This is a genomic window from Caulobacter hibisci, assembly GCF_016135805.1.
Lineage (GTDB): Bacteria > Pseudomonadota > Alphaproteobacteria > Caulobacterales > Caulobacteraceae > Caulobacter > Caulobacter hibisci.
This window is the reverse complement of record NZ_JADWOX010000004.1, coordinates 60122-86876: the sequence shown is the minus strand read 5'-3', so window position 1 is coordinate 86876 and position 26755 is coordinate 60122. Positions and strand designations below refer to the sequence as shown.

Below are 26755 nucleotides of genomic sequence, written 5' to 3'. Positions count from 1 at the left end.
ATGACGGACGCGTCGCACAAACTCTCCCAGACGCTGCATCGCGGCCTCGACATCCTCGAGGCCGTGGCGGCCGGTTGCGTCAGCCCGGCGCAGATCGCCGAGCGCCTGTCGCTGAGCCGCAGCACGACCTATCGCCTGGCGGCGCTGCTGGCCGAGCGCGGCCACCTGGACGCCGGCGGCCAGGGCTACAGGCTGGGACCGCGGATGTTCGCCCTGGGCGCCAGCGCCGCGCGCGCCGTGGATCTGCCCAGGCTGGCCCAGCCGATCCTGGAACGCCTGACCCGCGACACCGGCGATGCGGCCAATCTGGGCGTGCGCGACGGCGACGAGGTGATCTACGTGGCCCAGTCGCCGGGCACGCGGCGGCTTGTGGTCCGCCACGGCGTTGGCGCCCGCAACCGGCTGCGCCAGACGGCCATGGGCCAGGCGCTGATGCTCGACGCCGTCGACGATCAGGAGACGCCAGAATGGCGCGACATCCTGCGCCGGGCCCGCGTCCATGGTCTGGGCTTCCACCGCGATATCGGCGGCGACGACATCGTCTGCATCTCGGCGCCCGTGCGCGACGCCGCCGGCGCGATCGTCGCGGCCATCAGCCTGTCGACCATTCCGCAGTATCTGGACGACGCCCGCCTCGAAGACGTCCGCGCGCTGGTCCGGCAGGCCGGCCTGGCCCTCAGCCGCAGGATCGGCGGCGAATAGGGCTCTAGATGTCGGTCTTCACATTTATCGCCTAAGGAATATTATCAGAAGAAATGTTATTCGACTTTTCGATCGTGACACATGTGTCACGGGTCATAATTGATGACCCCATTGGTTGCTGTCCCCAGAACCGTCAGATTTGATGGTCTGTGAGCGTCAAAGTTTCTGACCGCCCGATCGCAAGACGCCTTAGGGCTTGTGCTGTGGCCCGGTCGCTGAAAAATGCCCACATGACTGAGCGGTACGACAACCCCGAGCTCGTGGACGCCATAACGAGCGCAGTCCCATTGGCCTCGGACGAGCCTGTGATACTGGGGCGCGATGGCGTCGATCGTTTCGTCGTCATGTCAGCCAGGCGCTTTGCCCGTCTCTCGGAGCTGGCACCGGATCCGCGACGCGCCGTCAGTCTCGACACCATGTCAGTTGAAGACGCCGCCGAAATTCTAGCGGTGATCAAAGAGCAAGGCCTCGGATAGCCGCGGTCGCTGCATGGCTACTCGATGCGTATCCGCTCGATCGCGTCCTGTGTGATCCCGTCGCGCCGACGGTCGTAGAGCTTGGTCGTGCGCGGGCTCGAGTGATTGGCCATCTCCTGCGCCAGCTCCAGGGTGCCCTCGTTAAGGAGGAAGGTCGTGATGCCAGTGCCTCGAAACGAGTGGTTGCCGATCTTGGCCACAACACCGGCCGCCAGCGCCCTCCTCCGGACCATCGCGTAAGCGTCGTGTCGACTGAGCCGCTGCAGACCCAATTGCCCTGATCGCCCGCGCGCCGTGCGAAATAGCGGCGCCTTGGGCTGATCGCGATGACCCGCAACGGCCAGGTAGGCGTCCAGGTGGTCGAGCAGTTTGTGATGCACCGGCAGTTCGTGAACCTTTCCGCGCTTCTCGTGGAGCCGAACCCAGGAACGGCCGGCCGTCTGGATCAAGTCCTCGACGTTCATGCCGGTGGCCGCCGACACCCGAGCGAAACTGTAGGTCATCAGGGCGATAAGCGCCCGGTCGCGCAGACCGACCGGGGTGTCGTCCGGAATGCTGGCGATCAGCCGCTTGGCTTCGTCGGCGGCCAGGATCGGCGTCTTGCCGCGCTGCACGTCGTGGCTGGGGCCGCGGACCGAGGTCGCCGGATTGCTGGCCATCACGCCGGTTCGCACCAGCCAGTCGAAAAGGCTCCGCAGGCCCGCTAACCGGAGTTTGACGGTCGGAGCTGAAAACAGGACCTGACACTCTTCTATATAGGCGGCAATATGCAGCGGCCGGATGTCGCCTAGGGACGCCAGGTCCGCCACGCCTCGCCAGCCGAGGAAATGCTCGACCGCCCGCATGTAGGCGCCGCGCGTGTTGGCGTTCCGGATCGTGGCGGCGAAGAACTCAAAGAAGCGCTCGCCGGCATCGTCGCTGGTGTCTGCGACGATGGACGGTACGACGAAGCTTCGACCCGGATCCGCAAGAGCGACCACACTCGTTCGCTCTTCGGTCGCATCGGATTCCATTTTCCACCTGAGATCGTGCAAGCGCCCTACCCGCGCTGGACCATCCTATCACCATACATAAAGGACATTATGTATGATGAACGCGGGATTTGAGCGACCGCATGGGCTTGCGGAGGCCGCTCAGTTCAGTCCGGGGTGAAATGCAGGATTGAGCAGGTAAACGACAGCGTCGCCGGCCTTCTCGATCAGCACCTTCAACATCTTCATGTCATATCCGACGGTGTAGATGTATTTCGGCTCGGCATCGCGGATACGAACGCCAATAAAGCCGAAATAGAGGAGGAACTCGATCACCTTCAGAACATCAGCACCATCGATACCAGCGCTGGAAATCAACGCTTCTAGCTTGTCCTTTCGAAATTCGACCCCCTCCCCTATGAAATGATAGATAAGGTTGGTTTCCTTGCCCAGGATGTCGGTCAGCTCCTGGTCCGCTTCCGTGATCAGATCGAGCGAATAGGCTCGCATACCTTTCTCGATATCGGCCTCTTCAATTCGAGCGCGATTCAGATTGACCGCAAAACCAAGTGCGTGACCCAGAATCTTCAATAGATTCCGGGGGCGCATGAGCGACCGCTCAATGAAATACTGCGAAGTTTCTTCGCCCTCGTAGTGGCTTAGGCATATTTCAGACCACACTCGCTCGAACGGTGTGTTTTCCGGGATGCCATTGCGCACGAGCCGGCGGCGCATCATTTCGCGCAGCAAATCAGCGTCAGACCAATCTAGAACCGCGCGACTTTCTTTTCCGTAATCGGCCGAGCGCTCGACTAGCAATTGATAGACGTCATTGCGGACAAAAACGATGCAATGGAATTCATGACCATCGCCTTGAAGTTCGCGCTGAACCTTGCGTGCCGCATCTATAAGGCAACGCAGGATGAGCACATCCTCGGTTCCAATGCCTTGGGCGGACCACCCCTTGTCGAGATTGTCGAATAGAACCCATGTCTCGGACTTGAATTCGAGATAATCAGAAATTGCCGATCGTATTTCGCGAATGTTGTTTTTGTGAACGAGCTCTGTGACTTCAGCTGCCGTCAACCGCTGCTCAGACTCGCCCGACCGTTTCGCTTTGAACTCGGATGCGAGCTTCTGCGACAGGTTTAGAAGTCGTTCCGAGAAGTCGCCTTCACCAGCATCGCCACCACGATAGACCTCATTGAGTGCTTGGTACGGCTTGTAGAGCCGACCGTCGCGGATGTGTTTATCCTTGTCCTTCTCAAGAAGCTTGTAGGCGATTTCAAGGAATAGGACATATTCGAAAAATGCCGTGATCAGGTGATTGCGGGCACCTTCGGCGAGGAAGTCGAGGACATCTTCCTTGAGTCGGATAAGCTGATAACCCTGCGGTTTCAGGTCGACGACAATGTTCTGGACGTTGCTACGTTTCTGGTTGGTAAGCTGCCAAAACAGTGCCGTTTTGCCCGCACCTTTGCGGCCCACGACCATGTTGACTTCGCCACGCGAGGCCCGCCCGTATTGATCGGTTCGCACGTAGTAAGCGGCCAGCGTCTGTAGTTCGTTTTCGGCCGTAGGATCGCCGATGGACAGTTCAGCCAGCAGGTTGCCCTTGGTAATGGGCAAAGGATCGACTTCCTGGATTCGCTCGGTGACCTGGAGCGCCAATTCCGCGATGTGGTCACCGATCTCGTCCGGATGCTTGTAGCTTTTGACGAGATCGCGGACATCCAGCGGGGCGGGTCCACCCACGGGCTGCAAAATCAAAGTCGCCTTGCCAAGGCCGATAGCGACCCCGGCGGCAAACGCTGCTCTGATATTATGCACCTCGGCGTCTTGGTAATCGGCCGGCAATAGCGGAACGACGACGCCCAGCGCTGCGGATATGTCGTCGACCGCCTTCACGGCCGACAACCGCGGCTCCTCCTGTGGCAAAAAGCCTTTATACTGAAAGCGGCTTTTCTTGATGCGGCCAGTGATGGCCAACATCGCCTGGCTGGGCACAGGCGTTTGCAAAACGTAGATCGGGGCCTTGGAGTTGACCTTGGTTCCAATCGGGAGCGCGCCGTCTTTGCCTGTTCCTGCTAGGAGTGTCGCTAGGTCCTGCTCATTGGCGTACTCCTGGAACCCAAGGGTGTCGAAGATGCCGATGCGGTTGGCCAGTTCGCCCTGGCGGCTGAAAACCTTGGACCGTGTCAGGAAGATGCGCTTGCCCAGGCCAATGGCGTAGCCGATCTCGAAAGTAACGTTGAAATTCAGGGCGGTGATGTCGGCGACCAGATAATCGGCTTCGCTGATTTTCTGGAAGATCGGATCGGTCAGCGCACGGCCTGATATATCGTTCTCCAGCCAGAGATGGAGATTCATGTCGGGCGCGCGCTGGGCCAGTATCCCCTTTGCACTGTGGATACTCTGGCCGACTTCCGCAGGGTTGGACGGGAAGGCGTAGAACGCCGAGCGTTTGTCCGACATGGTCACTCCAGCGACTCGCGCAACGGTAGGCGTTCTAATCGTAAAGGTGAAGCTAGCCCCGCTGCGCTACGGCTACCAGGACTTAGCGTGATCAGGTCCTTGAGAGCGTGTACGGTCATCGCAGAGCGCATGCCTTACGGATCACCATGGGGCCAGGAAATGGCCCCGCAGCCACCCAGTGATATAGGCCAGCACCCTTGGCTCCCGCTCGAAGACCTCGCCAACGGCGTTGATCAGGATGGCGGAATCGTCGCGTTCAACCACCAGCCGTTCCAGCAGCAGGCCCGTGGCGAACTCCCGGACCGAAAGCAGCTCTCGGCGCCGCCAGAGGACTCCGATCACCGCGCATAGCACACGCAGGTGCGAGACGGGTTCGGCGCTGGCCCCGCCGAGCGCCCGCACGAGCCAGTAGAACCGGCCGGTGGGCGAGCGTGCGATGCCCTCCTTCTCGTCCCACCGGAGGGCGCGCAGCAGGAGATCTGGTGTGACGGCGATGTAGATGTGCCCCATTGCCACCAGCTGGGCTGACCAGTCGATATACTGGTCCAGGGTCGCCGCGGTTTGCTCGGCCGCGAAGGCGAGAGTCCACTGCGTCCAGGCAGCGCGCGCAACGCCCAGTTCGCTCGCCATAGTGCGAAGCCGAAGGTCGTCCGACACCAGCAGCAGGTCCTCGTTGAGCGCGATGAACAGCTCATCTAGGAAGTGGAAGCGCATCTGACCCACGGTTCGGGCGATGTTGTCGGGCAAGCTTTCGGGAGTGTGGGCCGGACAGACCCGAGCGTTGGCCTTCAGCCAAGCGATGGCGTCTTCGACAAGAGCGATGCCGTTGCGGATCGCTTCGGCGGACGTCTCAGTGAGGGTCGGCCGGCCGTCCCGATGGCCAACTTGTTGAAGCCCGTCCTGGGTGTGAGGCTCGAGGTAGTCCCGCCGCGTCGCTAGCTCGTCGAAGATCGCCGAGGACACGTGCATCTTCCCCAGCACCTGGACGACCGCATCCACGGCCTGCAGGCGCCACAAACACCAGAAGGTGGCCGTGTCGATCACGAAACCCTTGCCAGCGCTTGCGGTCAGCGCGTCGCCGGCGGCCTGGCGCTCAGGGATCGAGCCTGCGGCGTTGACGAGCCGGGGCCCGTCAAATTTCATGCCCTCGACCACGTCCAGGGCCGTCGAGCCAAGCTGCATAGCCAGCATGCTGAGCAAGGCCCGTCCGGCTTTGTAATCCTCAAGCGCGGCGTCCACCGTCGCCGTCTGTTCTTTCAACTTCGCATAGAACTTGTCGAACCCGCCGGGCCCGTCCGGATCGACCTTGAACTTCTGGAAGCCCGCATTGTCGGGAAAGCGCCGATGCAGGGTCTGGACGGCCTCTTGCATGCGGGAGATGAACTTGTGGGTGATCGAGACGATCTGGCCGGTCTCGCCATCGGGAAGTTCGACCTGGTCGTCGACAGCCTTGCCAAGCGCCGCCTGGGCCAACGGATGGCTGGGCTCCCAAGCCCGGTCGCTCAGCTGCCGCAGCCTTGAATCGGGCTCGATGACAAAGCGGATCGTCTCGTCCTCGGTGCGAATTTCGACGCAGACGTCTTCAGCGGCGATCCGGGCGTCGTAGGAGGTCTGCGCTCCCACGCGAGTGGCTTCCAGCGTCTGGAAACATTGCGCCATCAAGGCGCGGCGGTCGTCCCGATAGCGCCAGGAAAGCCAATAGGAGTAGCGAAGGGCCCGATCGCGATCGCCAAAGACAAAGAGGTAGCGGGCCAGCTTCAGGCGCTCGTCCAGGCCGTCGGCGCTCAGCCCCTCCAGGTCGCGCGACATGACCTTGGCGATCGCGCGGCGCTCGTCGCGCCGGGCCAGGACGTCCAGAAGAAGGAGTACTGGCTCAAGCTCGCCATCCTGCGCCTTGACAAGTTTGCGCGCCTCGACTTCCGCCGTGGCCAACTCACCGGCGTTATAGGCGTGCAAGGCGACGATGCGGATCACCGCGGGATCGTTGCGAACCAGGTCGCTGGCTTGCGAGATCGCCGCCAGGAAGCGCTTGTCACGACGTGAGGACGCCAGGGCGCGCAAGTAGAGCAGCGTGACTTCGTCGGGCTGAGAAAAACCAACATAGCCTTCGAGGCACTCGGACGCCTCGAAGTAGAGTTGGTGGCGGCACAGCAGATCGGCCAACGACGCGCGTATGGTCAGGGTCGTGTCGTCGTCGAGCCGGCTGGCGACGTCGAGCAGGCGGCGCTGCACCTCGGCGTGATCAAGGCCGTGCCGTGCATCCCACTCGATCTCGAAGACGTCCGCGAAGAGCGCGCGAGGTGCATCAAGAGCGATCTGGGCGCTGGCGCGATCCAGGGTGGCCCGATCGCGCAGCCGCAACGCGATGGAGCCGATAATCAGCCAGCGGGTCGTCTTGTGCTCGACCGGAACTATCTCATCGGGGATGGCCAGCAGCGCCGTCAGCGCCTCTTGCGGTTGGTCCTGGCTTATGAGCTCCGCGCGATAGAGCTGGGCTTCACCGTCCTGTGGGACAAGCGACAGCAGCTCTATGGCGCGCCCCTTGTCGCCGTCCATGGCCTCGATGACGCCCTGCAGCTTGCGCAGCCCCAACATCCCGGGATGAACAGCCAGGGTGCGGTCGATCAGGGCTCTGGCCTGGTCGAACTCGCCCAGCAGGCGATAAGCCACCGCTGCGTTGTTGGCGTACGCCTCAAGTTCGTACAAATCCTGGTAGTCGTCGCGCAGCCAAGCGTCCGCCCGCTCAGCCAGAAGTTTGGCCGCCGCCTCCAGGTTGGGCCGATGAACGCGTTGATCGATGGGGTGAGCCGGATCGTGGAACGGCGAGGCCATGTCCAAGACCGCGTGGGCGGCGCTGTAGCGGAACACCTCCTCGTCGGGATGGCGCCTTGCCGCCTCGATCGCCGCTTCCCGCCAGCTGGGATCCCGCCGCCGACGCTTAAACTCAACGCGACCCAGGTCAGCGTCCAAGGTCGAGCGGAGCGCGTCAGGGATCAGGGCCTCTGGATCGCCGTCCCAGGTCTCGTCACGGGCCAACGCCTGAAAAAGCACCGACACGCCGGCCTTCTCGGGCGCCGGGCCCGACATCGCTTGCTCAGCCAGTTGGCGCGCCTCGGGTATGCGTCCCTGAATCAGTCGCGCCAGGCCCAGGGTGGCGATCGCGTGGGAATTGGTGGGTTCGATCTCATAGGCCGCCTCCCAGTTCGCCGCCGCCTCTTCGACCCGGCCGAGGTCCAAAGCTGCGGAAGCCAGATTCGACTGAGCTCGAAAGAGAGCGTGAGGCGTGGCGGTGCGATCGATCGTTTCGAGCAGGCTCTGCAGCTGCTCGTAAGCGACCCGGGGCGAACCTGCGCGGTCAAGATCGCGGAGCGTATCGATACGGGCGTGGAGCGCGGGGTCTTCGGCGCCCCGGGGGCCGGCCGGCGCGCCGCCGCTCCGTCCCAGATGCGCCGCGGCCAGGCTCAGGACCTGCTTCCAAGACATCGCCTCGAGCGCGGCTTCGATCGCCAGCGGGTCGGCCTTGTTGAGCAGGCGCTCGTCCAGAGGCGCGCCCTGGGGGCCAGCGGTGACCTTGGCGGGGGCCTGTTCCGTCGCTGGCTCGGCAGGGCCCTTACGCACCGCCTCGGCTAGAGAGGACGCCGTCGGCGGGTCACTGGTGGGCAGGATCGCCTGGCTTCCCCCGCCCTGCCCGACCCGCTCGCGCGCGATCGTTTCAAGGGCGGCCTTACTGGACTTGGCGAAAAATTGGTCGCGGGGGACATTGATGCGCCAGCCGCTAGGCGTCTGATGCGCCGTGCCCTTGGACACCCGCGTCCAATAGGTGCGACCGCTGTCGGGATCGTGCAGCGCCAGCAGGACCGGCAGGGAGTGGCCGTCCCAATAGTCCATCTTCTCGGTGGGGAGGTAGAACCAGATGTGCTGGGCGTCGCCCTTTTCGAAGTAGGACGGGCCCGACTTTACCTGGACCTTGAGCAAAATGCCGGTGGCCTGACTGGCCGCGTCAGTCAGCTCAACTTCACCATCGATCCCAAAATCATGCTCGGTCAGGCGGCGATACATCCAGCCCAGCACGTTGTTGAAGAAGGCCTCGACCGCGAGGACCCCTTTGATCTCCATCGGACTGTAGGTCAGAGCACCCATGAGGGATGGAAATCCAAGTGAATATCATCGGGCCAAAAACCCATTTAGCTCCGATTCCCTGCCTACGACGCAATCCTGCCAACTCGTCCCCACCGGCCTCGGAGGGCGAGGCTCGCGTCACCCCCGCAGGTCGGCGTACGACGTCTATTTCCGCCTCACGCCGTCCTATCTCGGTAGGCCAACAGTCGCAGAGCATTTGCTACCACCAGGAGCGTCGAGCCTTCGTGGAACACCACGGCTGCGCCGATCTTCAGGCCAAAGAGGGTGGCGGGGATCAACACCGCCACCATGCCGAGGCTGACCCAGAGGTTCTGCTTGATGATCCAGCTGGTCTGCCGGCTGAGACCGACGGCGAATGGCAGATGGCTCAAATCGTCGGCCATTAGGGCGACGTCGGCCGTCTCCAGCGCCACGTCCGATCCCGCCGCGCCCATGGCCACACCGACGGTCGCGTTGGCCATGGCCGGCGCGTCGTTGACGCCGTCGCCGACCATGGCGACCTTGCCTTCCTTGGCCGCCAGCTCCTTGATGATCGCAACCTTGTCCTCGGGCATCAGGCCGCCCCGCGCCTCGTCCAGGCCCAGTTCCTTGGCCACGGCGTCGGCGACGGTCTGGTTGTCGCCCGACAGCATGACGATGCGCTTGATCCCCAGCTTTCGGAGCCGTTGGATGACGTTCCTGGCGGCCGACCGGGGCGTGTCCATCAAGCCCAAGACGCCCAGGAAGCGGTCACCATGATGGACGACCATAACCGTCCGCCCCTGCGCCTCCAGGTCCTCGGCCAGAGTGCGCACGGCGTCTGTCATGACCGGCGCGTCCTTGCCGTCGAACAGGCCTGGCTTGCCGATGATCGCCGCCGAACCCGACACCTTCGCCTGCACGCCCTTGCCGGTCAGGCTGTTGACCCCTTCAGCGACCGGCGGCGTGTGGTCGCCCAGACGTTCGCCCCCATCACGCACGACCGCCGCGGCCAAGGGGTGGTCGCTCAGCGCCTCGACGGCGACCGCCACGGCGAGTAGCTCACGCTCCTCAACGCCCTGGATCGGCTGCACATCGGTCACGCGCGGCTTGCCCTCCGTGAGGGTCCCGGTCTTGTCGAAGGCCATGGCGCTGAGGGTCCCCAGATTCTCCAGGGGGCCGCCGCCCTTGACCAGGACGCCGCCGCGACCGGCCCGAGCCACGCCGCTAAGGACCGCGCTGGGCACCGAGATCGCCAGGGCGCAGGGACTGGCGGCGACCAGCACCGCCATGGCGCGGTAGAAGCTGACGCTGAACGGCTCGTCGATGACCAGGAAGGCGAGCATTAGAAGACCGACCCCGATCAGCACCGCCGGCACGAAGATCCGCTCGAACTTGTCGGTGAACTGCTGGGTAGGCGAACGCTGGGCCTCGGCCTCGGCGACCATCTTGACGACCCGGGCCAGGGTGGTCTCGGACGCCTTGCGCGCCACCCGAACATCAAGCGCCCCCGCCCCGTTGATCGTGCCGGCGAACACCCGGTGCTCGGCGCTAGCGCGCTCGAAACTCAAGGCCGGGTCGGAAACCGGCCGTTTATCGACCGGTACGCTCTCACCGGTTACCGGAGCCTGATCGACGCTGCTGTCCCCGGCGACGACCACGCCATCAGAAGCGATCCGCTCATTGGGGCGCACCAGCACGATGTCGTCGATCTGCAGGTCCTCGACAGGCACCTCGACCACGGTGTCGCCCCGCCGAACACTGGCGCGCTCCGGCGCCAGCTTGGCCAGGGCCTCGATGGCGCGACGCGCGCGGCCCATCGCGAAATGCTCCAGCGCATGGCCGATGCTGAACAGGAACAGCAGTAGCGCCCCCTCGGCCCACTGGCCCAGGGCCGCCGCCCCGGCGGCCGCCACCAGCATCAGGCTGTCGATCTCGAACTGACGCTTGCGCAGGTTCTCGATGGCCTCCTTCAGCGTGAAGTACCCGCCCAGCCCATAGGCGATCAGGAAACAGATCAGCGGCGCCAGGCCCGGCGCGCGCAGGCTAATCAACCACCCCGCCGCCAGGGCGACGCCCGAACCGATCGCGAAGATCAGCTCGGTGCGTTCCCCGAATATCCCGCCGTGCGTGTGACCATGACCGCCGGCGTCGCCGGGGTCATGGTCGCTGTGGTCGTGCCCGGATTGGTCGCTCGTCTCGGAGTGCGGCTGGGTGGTGGCCATGTCGGCGTCTCCAAGATCAGGATTTAGCGTGATGGCGGTGGCCGCCGTGCGCGACGATCGCGATGGTTTCAAGGGTGACTAGGCCGACCTCCTCGCCCTGGCCCAGGCTGTCCAGAAACCCCCGCAAACGAGGTTCTTCATCGACCAGTTCGACGATGACGTGCCGGCGGGGCGCCAGATCGACCGCCTTGGCGCCATGCACGATGCCCGCGTCCCCGTAAGCATCGATGACCTGCAGGATCGCGCCGTTGGCGACGCCCAGCGTGCGGGCCCGAGCCAGGAGCGCCTGCGCGTAAGGCTGCCCCTCCAGGATCGCGTCCGCGTCGGTATAAACCCGCAACAGGTGAAGGCGATCAGACGCCATGGGGCGCTCCTTGGCTAAGCGGTCTTGAGGATGAATGCGCGGAACGCATCAACGGTGGATCTTTCGGGGTTTGGTCAGGCGACGGGCGAGCGCCACGTCGAGCTGGCGCATCACGCCGCCATAGGTGCGAAGCAGGCTTTCCCCGAGGACGCCCTTGAGCCCGCCGACGCACTGAACGGTGTGGATGACGCGAGCGCCTTGCGGAACCGGATCGAGACGGAAGGTCTCAAGCAGTCGGATGCCATAGCCGCCCATGCGCCAGGCGATCAGGCGCGGGGGCTGTTGGGTGACGATCTCACCCGCCATTGAGATGGGGATCGGCAGCTTGCCGACCCGAATCCGGAAATCCAGCTGGCCCGCCTCGGCATGTTTTCCGGCCGGCGCGAGCGTCAGAAACGGGGCCCAGGCGCCGTAGGCGGGAAAGTCGGTGAGCAGTTTGAAAACTGCCTGGGGTTTTACGGCGAGGACCTGGCGGGTCGTCAGGGTGAGCGCATTTTGCGGTTCGGAAGGTGTCATGAATGGACCTCTTCCTGGCCGGCGCAGGCCGCGCGTTCGGTCTGGAGCGTCAGGTGATGCAGATCGAAGTCGTCCTGCAGCCGCCCGGCCACGGCCAGGCGCACGACCTCGAAATCAGCGCCCGGGGCGAGCACCAGATGCGCGGTGCAGCTGGGCTGGTCGGCGCCGCTCACCCAAACATGCAGATCGTGGACCGAGGCGACGCCAGGCGTGGCCGCCATGGTCGCGCGGATTTTGGTCAGATCGACGCCGCTCGGCGCGCCCTCGAGCAGGATCTGGGTGGCGTTCTTGAGCAGCAACCAGGTGCGCGGCAGCACCCACAGCCCGATCGCGATAGCCACGATCGGATCGACGAACCGCCAGCCGGTCAGCTTGATGACGAGGGCGCCGACGATGACACCCAGCGAGCCGAGCATGTCGGCCCAGACTTCGAGATAGGCGCCTTTGACGTTGAGGCTTTTGTCCTTGCCGGCCTTGAGCAGGCGCATGGCGATCAGGTTGATGACCAGACCCAGGACGGCGACCACCAGCATGCCGGTCGACTGGACCGGTTCGGGGTCGACGATCCGTTTGACACCCTCGATTAGGACGTAGATCGCCACGCCAAACAGCAGGACGGCGTTGAAGGCTGCGGCGATGATCTCGAAACGGCGATAGCCGAAGGTTCGGCGATCATCGGCGCTGCGCGCGCCGATCTTGATGGCCACCAGGGCCACAGCCAAGGCCGCGGCGTCGGTGAACATGTGCGCGGCGTCCGACAGCAGCGCCAGACTGTTGAACCGAATGCCGGCGACGATCTCAGCGATCAGAAAGGTCGAGGTCAGGCCCAGTGCGATGGCCAGCATCTTGCCGTTGGTCTGGCCGCCGGTGTGGTCGTGTCCGTGTTCCGCGCCCATGGGCGGATCTCCGTCATTCAGGGAAAAAGGGTCCGGCGCGCCGCGATCGGCGACGCGCCGACAAGACGTCAGAAGCCGCGTCGATGGCCGCCGTAGCGGACCACTTCGACCTTCTCCAAGGTCACCAGCCCCACCTCGTCATTTGGGGTCAGGGTGTCGATGAAGGCCTTGAGCGCGGCCTCTTCATCGACGATCTCCACCACCACCGGCAGGTTGGGCGCCAGATCGAAGGGCTGGCCGCCGTGCAGGGTGCTGGAGGCCCCAAAGCCTCGCAGTCCCCGCAGAACGGTCGCGCCGGCCAATCCCATCGCTCGGGCCCGTTCGACCAGGATGTCGAAGAAGCGCCGATCGCCGGTCATGGCGTTTTCGTCGGTGTAGATCCGCAGCAGCAGTGCTTGCCCGGGGGTCATCTTAGGCTCCTTGCTCTTGGGACGGCGCGGAACGCTCCACCGAGGCCTTGGGCGTCTTGCGCAGGACGAAACGGCAGATCGCCGGCAGGACGAACAAGGTCAGGGCGGTGGCGGTGATCAGGCCGCCGATGACCACGGTGGCCAGTGGGCGCTGGACCTCCGCGCCGGTCTCGGTGGCCAGGGCCATGGGCACAAAGCCCAGGGAGGCGACCAGACCGGTCATCATCACCGGGCGTAATCGTTCCATGGCCCCGTCGATGATCGCCTTTTCCAGGTCGAAGCCCTGGGCGAGGCGCTGACGAATGGCGGTCATCATCACCAGGCCGTTGAGCACGGCCACGCCCGATAGCGCGATGAACCCGACCGCAGCCGAGACCGAGAACGGGATGCCCCGCAGCGCTAGGCCAAACACCCCGCCGGCCAAGGCCAGGGGGATGGCCGAGAACACCGCCAGGGCCGGGGCGAAGCCCCCCAACGCCATGTAAAGCAGGGCGAAGATCAGCAGGAAGCAGAGTGGAACGACCAGGGCCAGGCGCGATTGCGCGGCCTTGAGGTTCTCGAACTGTCCGCTCCACTCGACCCAGGAGCCGGCCGGCAGCTTGACCTGCGCATCGACCTTGGCCTGGGCGTCGGCGACGAACGAGCCCAGATCGTTGCCGCGCACATTGGCCTGCACCACGACCCGGCGCTTACCATTCTCCCGGCTGACCTGGTTGAGGCCTTCCGAGTAGGAGAACCGGGCCACGTCACGCAGCGGCACCGACAGGCGCGCGCCGCCCCCTGCCCTTTCAGGCAGCATCACTGGCAGCGCGCCGACGGCGTCCAAGTCGTTTCGGGTGGCGTCGGGAAGACGCACGACGATGTCGAAGCGCCGGTCGCCCTGAAACACCAGGCCGGACTCGCGTCCGCCCATGGCCACCGCCAGCGTGTCGGCGACCTCTTCCACGGTCAGGCCCAAACGCCCGATCGCGTCGCGGTCCAGCGACACATCCAGGGTCGGAAAGCCCGAGGTCTGTTCGACCTTGACGTCGGCCGCGCCCTTGACGCTCTGCAGCGCCTTGGCGATCTGGCCGGCGCTGGCGGTCATGGCGTCCAGGTCATCGCCGTAGACCTTGATCGCCACATCGCCGCGCACGCCGGCGATCAGTTCGTTGAACCGCATCTGGATCGGCTGGCTGAACTCGTAGACGTTGCCGGTCAGGCCCTCAAGCTTCTCCTCCATGCGGGCAACGAGCTGCGCCTTGCTCTCCTTCTTGTTGGGCCATTCGTCCTGGGGTTTCAGGATAATGAAGCTGTCCGATGCGTTGGGCGGCATGGGATCGCTGGCGACCTCGGCGGTGCCGGTCTTGGAATAGACGAACTCCACTTCGGGGAAGCCCGCGAGCGTCCGTTCGATCTGCCGCTGCATGCGCAGCGACTGCTCCAGGGACGTGGACGGGATCCGCAGGGCCTGGACGGCCAGGTCCTTCTCATCGAGCTGGGGCGTGAACTCCCGGCCCAGGAACGAGAAGGTGATCATGGCCAGGACGAACATACCCACGGCCGCGCCGATCACCGGCCAGGGCTTGGCGACCGCCTTGCGCAGCAGCGGCTCGTAGCGAACCTTGGTCCAGCGGACCATGGCCACTTCCTTCTCGGCGACCTTGCCGCGAATGAGCAGCGCGATCATCGCCGGGATGAAGGTCAGCGACAGCACAAAGGCCGCGGCCAGGGCCAGCATCACGGTGATGGCCATCGGCGAGAAGGTCTTGCCCTCCACCCCCGTGAAGGTCAGCAGCGGCGCGTAGACCAGCAGGATGATCGCCTGGCCGTAGACGGTCGGAGAAATCATCTCGCGGGCCGCTTCGCGGGTCTCGCGAAGACGCTCGTCGAGGGTCAGCAGCCGGCCCTCATGGTGCTGGCGTTCGGCCAGGCGGCGCAGGCTGTTTTCGACGATGATCACCGCACCGTCGACGATTAGGCCAAAGTCCAGCGCGCCCAGGCTCATCAGGTTGCCCGAGACGCCGAGCCTGTTCATGCCGATCGCCGTCATCAGCATCGACAGCGGGATGACTAAGGCGGTGATCAAGGCCGCCCGGAAGTTTCCCAGGAGCAGGAAGAGCACCACGATGACCAGCAAGGCGCCTTCAACGAGGTTTTTCTCGACGGTCTTGATGGTGGCGTTGACCAGCTTGGAGCGATCATAGGTGATCTGCACCTTCACCCCGGGCGGCAGGCTCTTGGCGATCTCCTTGAGCCTTTCGGCCGAGGCGCCGGCCACGGTGCGGCTATTCTCGCCTGTCAGCATCAGGACGGTGCCGACCACCACTTCTTCGCCGTTCTCGGAAGCCGCGCCGGTCCGCAGGCCGCCGCCGACCTTGACGGTGGCGACATCGGCGACCCGGATCGAGACGCCCTGCCGCATGGCGACCGTGGCGTTGGCGATCTCGTCGATGTTGCGCACGCGCGCATCGGCGCGGACCAGATAGGCCTCGCCGCCGCGTTCCATGAAGTTAGCGCCCACGGCGATGTTCGCCGCCTCCAGCGCCTTGCCGAGCTCGCTAAATGAGACGCCATAGGACGCCATGCGCGCGGGATCGGCCTGGACAGCGAATTGCTTTTCATAGCCGCCAATCGAGTCGACGCCGGCGACCCCCGCCACGCCGCGCATCTGCGGCCGGACGATCCAGTCCTGCACCTCGCGCAGATAGGCCGCCTGGGCGGTGGCGTCGGTAAGCCGCTCGCCCGTCACCGTCAGATAGGCGCCGTCAGATTGCCAGCCGGGCGCGCCGTCCTTGACCTTGGCGCCGCGTCCGCCGGGATGGTCGTAGGCGACCGTCCACATCAGAACCTCGCCCAGACCCGACGAGATCGGACCCATGGCGGGCTGGGCGCCTTCGGGCAGGGTCTGGCCAACCCCGGTCAGACGTTCGGAGACCTGCTGGCGGGCGAAATAGAGGTCGGTGTTTTCCTTGAAGACGATGGTGACCTGGGAAAAGCCATTGCGGGAAATCGAGCGCGTGCTTTCCAGGCCGGGGATCCCGGACATGGCGGTTTCGACCGGGAAGGTGACCAGCTTTTCGACCTCGGCCGGAGCCAAGGCCGGAACGACGGTGTTGATCTGCACCTGCTTGTTGGTGATGTCGGGCACCGCGTCGATCGGCAGCCGGACCAGGTTGTAAACGCCCAGCGCGGCTATCAACGCCACCACGCCGATGACCGCCCAGCGCGCGCGGACGGAAAAATCGAGAATCCTGCCGATCATCGCGCGGCCTCCATAGGCTCGGCCGCGTGCGCGACGGGATGGTAGGTGACCGCGACGCGCATCACCTCGGCCGGGTTCACGCCCGCAAGGCGAGCGTTGTAGCGGGCGGCCTCATTGTGACCGCTTGATCCGAGCGAGCCGCGCCAGACAGCGGACGTCGAACCCAAACGACGGCCTGCCTGGTCGAAGGCCTCGATGTCGAGGTGTCCCGTAACATTGGTTTTCCAGAGCGGCGCGCGGCGAACAAGTCCGGACACGCTCAACCCGTCAAGCTCGCTCCAAGCGGATGCCGTCAGGACCTTCAAATGGCCTTGGCTCAGCAGCGCGAAGATGGGCTGGGGTTTCAGACGCCCCTGCGCCTGCGCGGTTGTCGCGATCAGGGCCAAGGGGGCCAGGACCCCGAAGGCGCCGGCCACGATGAAGAGAGGCTTCATGATCGCGCGCTTAGTGCCCATGCTCGGCCTCCCCCTTGCCAAGTTCAGCCTTCAGGAGGAACGCGCCCTGGCCGGCGATTTGCTCGCCGGCATTGACGCCCGACAGGATCTCGATGCGCCCGCCGCCGCGCCGGCCGATCTTGACCGGACGGGCCGTGAAGCCGTCCTGGCCGCGCACGAACACGCTGTCCGCGCCCTCGACCGATTGGACCGCCTCTTCGGGGACCGAGAAACGATCCGTGGCGGCTGCGCCGCGCGGAACGATCCGAACGCGCACCGCCTGGCCGGGAACAAGGCCCGCCTGGCCTTGCGCCAGGGTGAGGATGGCGGTCGCCGCGCGGCTTTCGACGTCGACGCCTGGCGTGATCGACCGGACGAGGGCGGGAATCGTGCCTTGCGAAGTCTCGATCAGCGCTTGGTCGCCGGCCGCGATGCGGGCGGCGTCCGAGGCGGGCAGTGAAGCCTGGACCTCGATCTTGCGGGGATTAGCGACCCGGAAGAGTTCCGTGCCCGCCGTTACGTACGATCCAAGGACCAGCGGCGCGGCGGTGATCTTCCCGGAGATGGGGCTGGAGACGATCACATACCGTCCATTGGCGCTCACGCCGGCGGCGGCCCCGGCGCTGGAAGCGCGGCGCAACTCGGCCTCGGCGATCGCGACCTCGGCCTGAGCGGCTTCCAAGTCCTGACGCGCCGTGATCTTGGCGTCGAACAGGCGCTTTTCGCGGGCGAAGGCCTGGCGGGCGGCCGTAGCCTTGGCGGCGGCCGCTGACCGTTCGGAACTGATGGCCGCCGCGTCGCGGCTTTCGATCGAGGCCAGGGCCTCGCCGGCCGCGACGGTGTCGCCCAGGCGCTTGTTGATCCGCACCACGGCGCCGTCGGCGCGGGCCGCCAGCGTCGCGGCGCCGTCCGGGGATCCCACCACGGAGGCCTGAGCTACGATGCCGGCCGAGAGCCCGCCCGTCGCCAGCGTCTCGACTCGAATGCCGGACGCGGCAAGCCGCTCGGCGTTCATTTCGATATGGCCTTCTTCTTCCTTCTCTCCGGCCTTGGCCTCGCCTTCGGCGTGGCCCGCTTCGCCCTCTTCGCGTTGCTCGGCCTTCACGGACGTTGCTTGGGCGGGAGCTTTCGGCGCCAGAAGCGAGCGGCCGATCAGGGCGCCGGCGCTGGCTGCAATCAGGCTGCTGATCGCCACGGCGGCCAGCAGCTTGGTCTTGTCAGTGGTTCTGGTCATGTCAGGTCCTATTGCGCGGCGGCGCGTTCGAGCGCGGCCAGCGCCGTGGCGCGCTCAAGGCGCGCGGCGATGAGGTCGTTGCGAGAGGCCGACAGGGCGGCCTGGGCGTCCAGCACGTCGAGCAGAGAGAACTTCCCGGCCTGGAAGCCCTGGCGCGCCAGGTCCACGGCTTGCTGAGCCTGCGGAACCGTCCGGCTGGAAAGCACTTCGAGCCTGGCCTCGGCGGCCTTGAGCGAGGCCTGGGCGTCACGCACCGCGCGGACCGACCGCGCCAGCGCCAGGCGCTCACGCGCCTCGGCGGCGTTGGCGTCCGCCCGGGCGGCCGCGACGTTGCCCTGGTTCCGGTCGCGGATCGGGATGGGTGCGGTGAACCCGACGATCAGCGCCTGGTCCCCCGTCTGCTCGAAGCGGCGAACCCCGGCCTGGACGGTCAGGTCGGGCTTGCCCGCCGCCCGCTCACGATCGATCGCAGCCTCGGCGCTGGCGCGCTCGGCCTGCGCCAATCGGACATCCAGGGAGGCTGTCGGATCGATCACAGCGGGCAGAGCCGGCGTCCCTAAGGGTTCAACCAGTTCGATTTGCGGATCTGGGTCGGCCCAAAGGCTCGTCAGGGCGCGTCGGGCCGCGGCGGCCTGGGCCTGCGCCGCTAGGACAGCGGCTTCTGCTTCGTCGCTGGCGGTCCTGGCGCGCAGAGCCCGCAGCGGCGGCTCGCGCCCGGCTTCGACCAATGTGGCGGCGACGCCGGCCAGATCATGCGCCCGCTCGGCGGCCTCCTGGGCCAAAGCGACGCGGGCATCGGCCTGAAGGGCCTGTGCGTACTGGGCCTTCACCTCTTGGGTCAGGTCCGCGCGGGCGATGGCGACGCGCACGACCGCGGCCTCAACCTCGGCCTGGGCGGCCGCCGCGCGGGTACGGCGCTTGCCGCCCAGTTCAAGCCGTTGACCGATCGAGAACGTCGTCTCGGCGCTGGAAAACCCGTCATAGGGTCCAGAGCCAGCGATATTCTCGCTTTGAAGGCTGGCTTCAGGGTTGGGTGCGAAACCGGCTTGGCGAGCCCGTCCTTGGGCGGCGGCCAGGGCGGCCTGGGCCGAGGTGATGAGTGGTGACTGAGCCTGAGCGCGTTCAAGCGCGGCGGCGAGCGTCACCGGAGCAGCGGCCGCGCCGATGGGCGCGCCGAGGCTCACGAGGCCTAGGACCGCGCCGAAGGCGACGGGCCAGGCAGATAGCGATGGCATGGGAGATCCCTACTTGCGTTCTGACGAAGGCGAACACGCGCGTAAGCGCGGCCGGGTCAGGCGCGAGGAGGCTCTTCGAGGCGGTCCGGGGCGGAAGACGGCGGAACGCCGAGGTTCCGCGGCGCGGTGTGCGAGGTCAGTGGATCGCGGGCGCTGTACAGCAGGCCTTCGCCGCCGATGATGGGCGAGGCGTGGTGGCAATGGCCGTGGATGCAAACATCCGCGCCGCCATCGTGATCATTGCTGTTCTTATGATCGACGTCGACGCTTTGATCGACGACTTGGACGCTGGTCGCGGATGACCGCTCGCCGTCGGTGGCGCACATAGCTGTGTCGAGGGTGGGCGCGACAACGAGGGCAAGCAGAAGACAGGCGATTAAAGCGCCTCCCGCCTGCCGGAACCATGTCATCAAGCCTGTCATCACCTGCCCTATAGCGTCCGCCGCGAGGCGTGGGAATGCGTTACATGATCACGGTCTGGCTGGGAGCTGGCCGGTCGTGTGGGGGCCAGAGCGGCGCGGTGTTCAGCGCGGGCCTGGCGGATGATCTGGTAGGCCGAGCTCAGGAAGACACCGGCCAGCAGCAGGCCGACGATGAGGTCTGGCCAGCGCGAGCCGGTTAGCCACACCAGGCCGCCGGTGGCGGCGACTGCTAGACACTGGATCAGGTCGTTGCGGGTGCAGAGCCAGACCGACCGGACGTTGGCGTCGCCGTCGCGGTAGCGCACGAGCAGCCCCGCGGCGGCCAGATTGGCGAGGGCGCCGAACAGTCCTAGGGCCGAGATGGCCTCGCCGGAGGGCGCCGCGCCGCTCCAGGCCCGCCAGGCGGCGAAGCCGGCAACAGACAGGGCGACCGCGCCGAGACTGACGCCCTTGAAAAGCGCCGCGGCCGTGCGAACGCCCACAGAGCGCCCGATTGCCCACAGGCTGATGGTGTAGGTGGCGCTGTCGGCCAGGAAGTCCAGGGCGTTGGCTGACAAGGACGCCGAGCCCTGGATCAAGCCCCCGATCAGCACGACGACGAAGCCGACAAGATTGATCGCGATCACCCAGCCCAAGGCGCGGCGATAGGCTGGGGTGGCGCCGTCGAACTTCACCTCGGCGCCGCAACCGCAGCTCAAGGCGACTGACTTACTGGAACAAGAGTCGCTCATGGCGCCACCCATGCATCCTCTAGCCACTAGAGGATCAAGGGCCTATTTGCGTCCGAGGAGACAATTCAATGACCCTATCGATTGGCCAGTTGGCCAAGGCCTCGGACGTAAAGATCCCGACCATTCGCTTCTATGAGGAGATTGGGCTGCTGCCGGAGCCGATCCGGACTGCCAAAGATCGGCGCGTCTATGACAAGACCGCTGTCCGCCGTCTGGCGTTCATCCGCCACGCGCGCCAGCTCGGCTTCTCAGTTGAGGCGATACGCAACCTCCTTGACCTTTCCGACAATCCTGAGCGCCCCTGCGGCGAAGCCAATGCACTGGCCTCCCGCCAGCTCGACGACGTCGAGGCGAAGATCGCCCAACTAGAAACCTTGCGTGTCGAACTGCGGCGGATGGTGGCCGCGACCTGTGACGGACGGGCCGCTGATTGCCGGGTGATTGAGGCGTTGGCCGGTTCGCCCGCGGCAGCCTAGGACGTGCGCAGAGAAACTGACGCCTGGCCTCTGCTCCAACCGGTCATCCAGCGACCGACAGATCTTCCAGACCGAACGCTTCCACGACAGCTGTCAGCACTAGGCTGCCCGGTAACCAATCGTGCCGCTCTATCGTCGTGCGAAACTTGGCCATGAACTCAGGCGCCAGCCAGAGCGTCACGGGCTGCGCGCTCGCGGGTGGCGAGAATAGCAGAGCCGGCCGCACCTGACCGCTCTCGATGTACTCCTGCAGGGTGTCTTGGTAGAGATCGTTGACTCTGACGTCTCGGCGCAGGGCGATTTCGCGCATACGTCGATGCATGGCGCGCGGGAGCCGAACGGATAGGGCGACACGCCCCTCGTCTGCAAATGACGCTCGTCTTGCCTGCTGCTGCATGACCCGATTCTGAGTCGGGCAGGTTCCACGATCAAGCGAAATCGCCAAATTTAGGCGACAGGCAGGAAGGCGCGACCAGTGGCTAAGGGATCAGCTGGCCAGATAGTTTCTCCGTAGCGCCACCATCACTTCAACCGGTTCCTTCAGCTCAGCTGGCCAGTCGCCGGCCAGCGGCAGCAACAACTCCACGACATCCCAATCCCACGCAGCGCCTGCAGCTTCCCAGGCCGTTTTGGGCGGACGCCGAGACTCCAGAAGCGGCTGGAGGGGCGGCCAACCGGCGACGTCGAGCCTGGTGACGCCGCTCGGGCTCAACATGAGCATGGCGGTCGCTGTCAGCGCATGCACGCGAGCCCGGGTAGAGACTCGGTCAAGGCACTGGGGATCGAAGAAATCGACGCCGATCCGCAAGGCCAACCGCCCGCCCACCAGAGCGGCCGCAGCGCACTCTCCGCGAACACCGTATTCGGCGCGAACCAGCGCGAGGTTGGCGATCGTTCGAGCCAAAGCCAAAAACTCCTCCGGCGCTTCAATCATCCAGAAGCGGCCTGTTCTCCGGCCCGCTCTGGCGGCCCTCACCGCACGCTCAAAAGCAAACACAAACGCCGGCGCCCGTCGTGATCGGGCCACCGGTAGCCGCCCCTCCAACCAGGGACGGCTATGGCGCCGGGGCGCCGGTTCCAACTCCGCTTCGTCGTCGACGCCGTCCAACAGCAAGCCATGCTCCGGACAGGCAATGCGCCACAGGCCAGCGTTCGCTTGGCGCTGAACGGCTTCGCCGTGATCTTCGCGATCCCTGACGCCGCAACCTGGGCAGTAGGCGTGGCAGCCGGGAAACACCTGCCCCGACGCCATAGCGAAGTCGGTCCTCTGAGCTTTGGGCACGCGGTGCGAGAGAGTGCACGATCGCAGCTGGATGACCGATCGGCCCGACCCACGCGCCAGCCAGCGCAGTAAGTTCTCGTCGGCCGTCCAGTCGACGTCCTCGACCTCCCCCTGCAGAAACGCGCTGCCGCTCACGCCGTGCCCGATCGCGACCCGGTGAATCCACGACCCGAGCAGTTCGTCGTTGGCGAGGGGGGGCGCGTAGGCAAAAGCCCCCCTCACCTGAGGCGCCGGCGCTTGGTTCGCCGCGCGACCTGCCGTTTGCCGGTGGATGGTGGCGGTTGGGTCGCGTCTTTTTGGATGTGGCGCGCCTCGATCTTTTCGGCGCCGTCCAGGATCGCGTGCTTGGCCGCATTTTGCAGCACTTTGACCGTCGTATCGGTGATCCCCTCCGCGGCCTCGTGCAGCCTTTCAATAAAGCTGCGATCGATCACCGTTTCATTACGCAGCGGTATGGTTTGTAGGTAGCCGCTGACGAAGCCCGCGAAGGCTTCGTCCAGCTTCCAGGGCGAAAGTATGAGGCGTTCGAACCGTCGCCTCAGCTGGACATCGCCGTCGATCAGGTCAAGCACCTCCTCAGTCCCTGACAACACCATCGGGACCTTAGACTCGTTCGATAGCCAACGGATGATGCCGTGAAATTCGCGGACTTCCGAGCGAGGCCACTCGGCGAGCTGGTTCAGTTCTTCAACAATGATGAGACGCGTGGAGGCGTCCTCGAGGAGGTCGACCAGGAGCTCGAAAACCGCCATCTCGCCGCGCGGCAAAGCCAGCTGGTAGCCCAGCTTGCTCGCCATGGATCCGGCCAGCCAGCGATTGTCCGGAAGCGGCGGGTACTGGACGTGCAGCACCCGAACCTTCAATCGCCCTTCCGCGGACCGGCGTGGCGGTCGATGGTCTGCGAAATCGGTGAGCGCGTGGGTCTTGCCTATGCCAGACTCGCCGACGATAGCGAGGTTGGGCGGGCGGATGACCCGATGGTGGGCCTCAAGCTCGGCTAGTCGATTCTGGATGAGCGTGAAATTCGGCGTCTCGATCACCTTGTCGCGCTCTATAAACGAAAAGCGGGCCGCATTTGAGGCGTTGAGCAGGCGCGCAGCCTGGGGGATGATGTTTGGACGCACTGGCGCCTCCACTATTTGAGACGAGGCTTGAAGGTTGGGATGGAGAAGTTCGGCGCCAGCGCCGAGCCTGGTTGATCACCCGGATTTCCGTCTGGCGTGTGGGGCGCGTCAGGTCCCTGCGACGTTGCAAGTGGTGTCGGCGGCAGAGCCAGGGCCTGCTCGCGCTCACGCCACTCCTTGAGTACGGAGACAGCTTCTTGAACAATTTCGGGGGGATACGTTTGGCCGCTCAGTGGCACCCGCCTCGTTTTAGCGGCGGCAAGTTGGCGTAGAAGTTCCGAGTCCTTCTTTTCTTGCGCGATCTGGGATTGTCGTTTGCCCCAGTGACGAAGCGCAAAAAGTTCTTTCGGCGCGCTCTTTGGGTAGCTTCTCGGTATCGCCACGTAGCCGCGATCGCCGGCTATCCAAAGACGACTTAAGTCACGTGGATCATACCGGATCGTCGTGGAATCAACGCCCTCGTAGCGAAGCTTCGCCAGTTCGCCCGATCGGAAGAAGCAATTGGCGAACCTGATGCCCTCGAACGTGATCGCAGCAGTCTTATACGGCAAGAAGTCGATGAAAACCTGGCTCGGATCCCGTGGGATGCGTCGATTGACAGCCGCGAGCGAACACTGATCACGCCATTGCATGATCGGCGGGATCTTGGGCCCGCCGTAGGTCTCGTTGTTGTACTCCATCGCGGCGATAAGGAAGCGGCGCTGGACTTCTTCGAGGTCCCACATCGCGGGTTTCTGGCCGCCGTGCCGGTTCAATTCCACCGTGTTGGAGAGCGTCGTGCCCTCCCAACTGTGAACCTCACTGGAAAGGGTGCCCCAAAGCCTTTCCATGCGAGCGCGCCGCTCGGGCCTTCCTGGCCAACCGACCCGTAGCTTGATGTTGTGTCTGTCGCATCCCCACTGGACGGCGTTCGATTTCAGGTCCGCCCCGCCGTCGACATAGAGCGTTTCACCCAGACCACCCGCCTCCCACTCCCCAGGAATGCCGTAGGCGCGGAGGCTCTCAGTTTTCGAAATCGCGCTCAGCGCCATGGCAAGGGCGACGGTCGTCGAGTTTGGCGGAAACAGGGAGACGAACGCAGCAAGGCAGACCCCCGTATGAACGTCTAGGGCTGCCGTGCCGGTGGGCTTAATGGCCACCTCCTCGTCTCCAAGCGCGAAGGTGCGGTGATCGAGCGGCGTGTGATCGATGCAGACGATCTCCAACGGCCGCGTCGTCACCAACGACCCGATCTGGAGGCTATGAGCGCGCCGGCCTTCGCGGCCATGCCGCCGGTTGGCGAAGTGCGCGGGATCAGCCGCTTCGATGTCTTTAACCAAGCGCTCGAGCGTCGATGAAGCCGGAACATCAAGCGCGGTGAAACCTCTGTTGTGAAGAGTGTGGTCAACGTCGCGGCCCAGCTTCGCGACATTCAACTTTGTCGATGCATTCGCATAGACGTGCTCTTCCACGACCGCGAATACTTCCGGCGCCACGCGCCGTGTGCCTTTAACCGGCCCGCGCTTTCCGGGGCGCCAAGCGTCAAATGTCGTCTGCTCTGACGCGCGCTTAATATCGCGCTGTAGAGTCTTGGGTGAGATCTTGAGCGCTGTGGCCGCTGCGTGGTGCTCCCCAACGCCGATGTCGCCCTGCGCGAACGCGAGCGCGATTTTGAACCGGCTACGGAGGCTGCTCTCATAATCTTCGGATGACAGCTTTGGCAAACGGCGACTCCTATCGCCATTAACCAAATGCCGCTTACGCTCGCGTGCCTAGGTCATCAAGTCACCAAATCTCGGTCCTAGCGCTGGGACAAAAACTTTGACGTTTTTCGGGGCTCGCTTCGGCGGACAGGAACCTTAACGAACCCAATTGTTGGCTCGCGACCCGAACAGTTATTGTCCCGTTTGACGGACATTAACCGCCGCTTTGGGGACAACTATTGTGACCCGTGACAACATGACTCCCGGCAGCCTTGCAGCCTTTCGCACCGCGCCGGCCAGGCTCGTTCGCTGGCGCCGGCTCTACAGCTTGGCCGACGCCCAGGGTCCGGAGATCGCCACGGTGATGCCGGGGTTCTGGATATTCACGAACAGCGTTGTCCCATCCGGCGAGAAGCAGGCACCGGCCAGTTCGGAGTTTCCGGGAAACACGTTGCGGCCCAGCGTGTAGACCTTGCCGTCGGGCGTGACGCCGCGCAGGTGGTTGCGCAGCGTTTCCGAATAGCGGTCCTCGCAGACGATGACGTGGCCCCAGGGCGCGACCACTAGGTTGTCGGCGTAGTCCAGGACGCGGCCGTTGCCGCTCTCGACGAACAGCTGCAGGCGTCCGGGCTGGTCGGTTTCGCCGGCCTGGCCCTCGAGGGCGCTGGGCACGTAGCGGAACAGCTGGCCGGCGCCGATCGGGCCGCCGGAGGTGCAGGCGAAATAGAGCTCGCCCTGGCCGAAATAGAGCCCCTCCCCCCGGCAGAAGATCGCCGCCCCGGCCTTGTGGCCGCGCCGGCGGATGTCGTCGTGCGGATTGTCGACGCCGTCAAGGTCGATCCAGCGCACGCTCTTCCAGCTGCGCGGCGCGAACGACTTTTCGACCTGGTTGCGGGTGTCGCCCCCTTCGGGGGCGTCGATCAGGCCAAGCGCCTGGAGGCGGCCGCCGGCCGCCAGGTTACGGCGGTCGTTGGGCAGGAAGCGGTAGAACAGGCCGTCGGCCACGTCCTCGGTCATGTAGACCACGCCGGTCCGCGGATCGATGCAGGCGGCCTCGTGCTGGAAGCGGCCCATGGCGGTCAGGGCCACCGGCTCGACGAGGCCGACATGGGCGCTGGGCACCTCGAAGACGTAGCCGTGGCTCTTGCCGACCTCGAGGCCGGCGTCGAGCGTGGTCTCCTCGCAGCTCAGCCACGAGCCCCAGGGCGTAACGCCGCCGCAGCAGTTGATGATGGTGCCGGCCAGGCTCAGGTGCTGGCGCTCGGTCTGGCCGGTCTTGAGATTGTAGAGCTGGGTCGTCGTGCCGCCGGCCAGCGGCAGGTCGCCGTTGTGGAAGTCCCAGACCTTGCTGCGATCGACCTTGTCGATATAGCGCATGCCCAGGCCGTAGGGGCCGTAGTCGTGGTCGGTCACCGACAATTCGTGGTTGCGCACCAGCAGCACCCGGTCGGCGTCGACGCCGAAACAGCCCATGCCGTCGCCCTTGCCCGGCACCAGCAGGCCGTCGCTCATGGTCTCGCCGACCTGGGCGATGACGCGGTAGCGGAAGCCCCTGGGCAGGTCGAGCATGCCCTTGGGATCAGGGACCAGCGGACCATAGCCCTCAACCTCGTTGAGATAGGTCTCCAGCTCCGGCGCATCGTCCTGGGCGCGCGCGGAAAAGCCGGAAAAGGCCAGGCTGGTGGCGGCCGCGCCGAGGAAGAGCCTGCGGGAAAGAGCCATGGGAACCACCTCGTCGAGTCCGGGAACGGACTGTCT

General features: G+C 65.1%; 22 protein-coding genes. 3 read left to right on the top strand and 19 right to left on the bottom strand.

What is annotated here, in order from left to right; all coding sequences use genetic code 11:
- On the top strand, positions 1-702 hold the full coding sequence (locus tag I4Q42_RS08105) for an IclR family transcriptional regulator (protein ID WP_198575563.1): 702 nt from the start codon (positions 1-3) through the stop codon (positions 700-702).
- Between the two features lie 230 nt (positions 703-932).
- Positions 933-1178: a hypothetical protein gene (locus I4Q42_RS08100; RefSeq protein ID WP_198575562.1), complete on the top strand. Its 246-nt coding sequence runs from the start codon at positions 933-935 to the stop codon at positions 1176-1178.
- A gap of 17 nt (positions 1179-1195) precedes the next feature.
- On the opposite strand, the gene I4Q42_RS08095 is transcribed toward I4Q42_RS08100, so the two are convergent.
- From I4Q42_RS08095 to I4Q42_RS08030, 14 genes are all read right to left on the bottom strand, one after another.
- Complete coding sequence (locus tag I4Q42_RS08095) at positions 1196-2212, bottom strand: tyrosine-type recombinase/integrase (protein ID WP_232792972.1); 1017 nt, start codon at positions 2210-2212, stop codon at positions 1196-1198.
- Between the two features lie 99 nt (positions 2213-2311).
- Complete coding sequence (locus tag I4Q42_RS08090; RefSeq protein WP_198575561.1) at positions 2312-4624, bottom strand: P-loop ATPase, Sll1717 family; 2313 nt, start codon at positions 4622-4624, stop codon at positions 2312-2314.
- Between the two features lie 141 nt (positions 4625-4765).
- Positions 4766-8764: a DUF4365 domain-containing protein gene (locus I4Q42_RS08085; protein WP_198575560.1), complete on the bottom strand. Its 3999-nt coding sequence runs from the start codon at positions 8762-8764 to the stop codon at positions 4766-4768.
- A 155-nt stretch (positions 8765-8919) separates the two neighbouring features.
- Entirely contained in the window at positions 8920-10947 is a 2028-nt protein-coding gene (locus I4Q42_RS08080; protein WP_198575559.1) for a heavy metal translocating P-type ATPase, read from the bottom strand.
- A 16-nt stretch (positions 10948-10963) separates the two neighbouring features.
- Positions 10964-11311 (bottom strand): DUF190 domain-containing protein, encoded by a 348-nt coding sequence (locus I4Q42_RS08075; protein WP_198575558.1) that lies wholly within the window; start codon positions 11309-11311, stop codon positions 10964-10966.
- Positions 11312-11359: 48 nt separating this feature from the next.
- Positions 11360-11827: an SRPBCC family protein gene (locus tag I4Q42_RS08070; RefSeq protein WP_198575557.1), complete on the bottom strand. Its 468-nt coding sequence runs from the start codon at positions 11825-11827 to the stop codon at positions 11360-11362.
- Positions 11824-12723 (bottom strand): cation diffusion facilitator family transporter, encoded by a 900-nt coding sequence (locus I4Q42_RS08065; protein ID WP_198575556.1) that lies wholly within the window; start codon positions 12721-12723, stop codon positions 11824-11826. The genes I4Q42_RS08070 and I4Q42_RS08065 overlap by 4 nt, the downstream gene beginning before the upstream one ends.
- Positions 12724-12791: 68 nt before the next feature.
- Entirely contained in the window at positions 12792-13133 is a 342-nt protein-coding gene (locus tag I4Q42_RS08060) for a DUF190 domain-containing protein (protein WP_198575555.1), read from the bottom strand.
- A gap of 1 nt (position 13134) precedes the next feature.
- Positions 13135-16377 (bottom strand): CusA/CzcA family heavy metal efflux RND transporter, encoded by a 3243-nt coding sequence (locus I4Q42_RS08055; protein ID WP_198575554.1) that lies wholly within the window; start codon positions 16375-16377, stop codon positions 13135-13137.
- Positions 16374-16832: a hypothetical protein gene (locus I4Q42_RS08050; protein WP_232792971.1), complete on the bottom strand. Its 459-nt coding sequence runs from the start codon at positions 16830-16832 to the stop codon at positions 16374-16376. Before I4Q42_RS08050 ends, I4Q42_RS08055 begins: the two co-directional genes overlap by 4 nt.
- The gene (locus I4Q42_RS08045; RefSeq protein WP_198575552.1) at positions 16822-18045 is read right to left on the bottom strand and encodes an efflux RND transporter periplasmic adaptor subunit; all 1224 of its coding nucleotides are present in this window, start codon (positions 18043-18045) and stop codon (positions 16822-16824) included. The genes I4Q42_RS08050 and I4Q42_RS08045 overlap by 11 nt, the downstream gene beginning before the upstream one ends.
- 8 nt (positions 18046-18053) lie before the next feature.
- Positions 18054-19280, bottom strand: coding sequence for a TolC family protein (locus tag I4Q42_RS08040; protein WP_198575551.1), 1227 nt, complete (start codon positions 19278-19280; stop codon positions 18054-18056).
- 56 nt (positions 19281-19336) lie between these two features.
- The gene (locus tag I4Q42_RS08035) at positions 19337-19606 is read right to left on the bottom strand and encodes a hypothetical protein (RefSeq protein ID WP_232792970.1); all 270 of its coding nucleotides are present in this window, start codon (positions 19604-19606) and stop codon (positions 19337-19339) included.
- Positions 19607-19710: 104 nt separating this feature from the next.
- On the bottom strand, positions 19711-20433 hold the full coding sequence (locus tag I4Q42_RS08030) for a cation transporter (RefSeq protein ID WP_232792969.1): 723 nt from the start codon (positions 20431-20433) through the stop codon (positions 19711-19713).
- Between the two features lie 68 nt (positions 20434-20501).
- Here I4Q42_RS08030 and I4Q42_RS08025 point away from each other — a divergent pair, with 68 nt between their 5' ends.
- Positions 20502-20909, top strand: a complete 408-nt coding sequence (locus I4Q42_RS08025) for a MerR family transcriptional regulator (protein WP_198575549.1) — start codon at positions 20502-20504, stop codon at positions 20907-20909.
- Between the two features lie 43 nt (positions 20910-20952).
- Here I4Q42_RS08025 and I4Q42_RS08020 read toward each other — a convergent pair whose 3' ends face one another.
- From I4Q42_RS08020 to I4Q42_RS08000, 5 genes are all read right to left on the bottom strand, one after another.
- Positions 20953-21306: a hypothetical protein gene (locus tag I4Q42_RS08020; protein ID WP_198575548.1), complete on the bottom strand. Its 354-nt coding sequence runs from the start codon at positions 21304-21306 to the stop codon at positions 20953-20955.
- A gap of 90 nt (positions 21307-21396) precedes the next feature.
- A complete protein-coding gene (locus I4Q42_RS08015) occupies positions 21397-22413 on the bottom strand; it encodes a TniQ family protein (protein WP_198575547.1) in 1017 nt (338 codons plus the stop codon).
- Complete coding sequence (locus I4Q42_RS08010; RefSeq protein ID WP_198575546.1) at positions 22410-23315, bottom strand: TniB family NTP-binding protein; 906 nt, start codon at positions 23313-23315, stop codon at positions 22410-22412. Before I4Q42_RS08010 ends, I4Q42_RS08015 begins: the two co-directional genes overlap by 4 nt.
- Positions 23316-23326: 11 nt before the next feature.
- A complete protein-coding gene (locus I4Q42_RS08005; protein ID WP_198575545.1) occupies positions 23327-25018 on the bottom strand; it encodes a Mu transposase C-terminal domain-containing protein in 1692 nt (563 codons plus the stop codon).
- 300 nt (positions 25019-25318) lie between these two features.
- Positions 25319-26719, bottom strand: a complete 1401-nt coding sequence (locus I4Q42_RS08000) for an alkaline phosphatase PhoX (RefSeq protein ID WP_198575544.1) — start codon at positions 26717-26719, stop codon at positions 25319-25321.
- Positions 26720-26755: the final 36 nt, after the last annotated feature.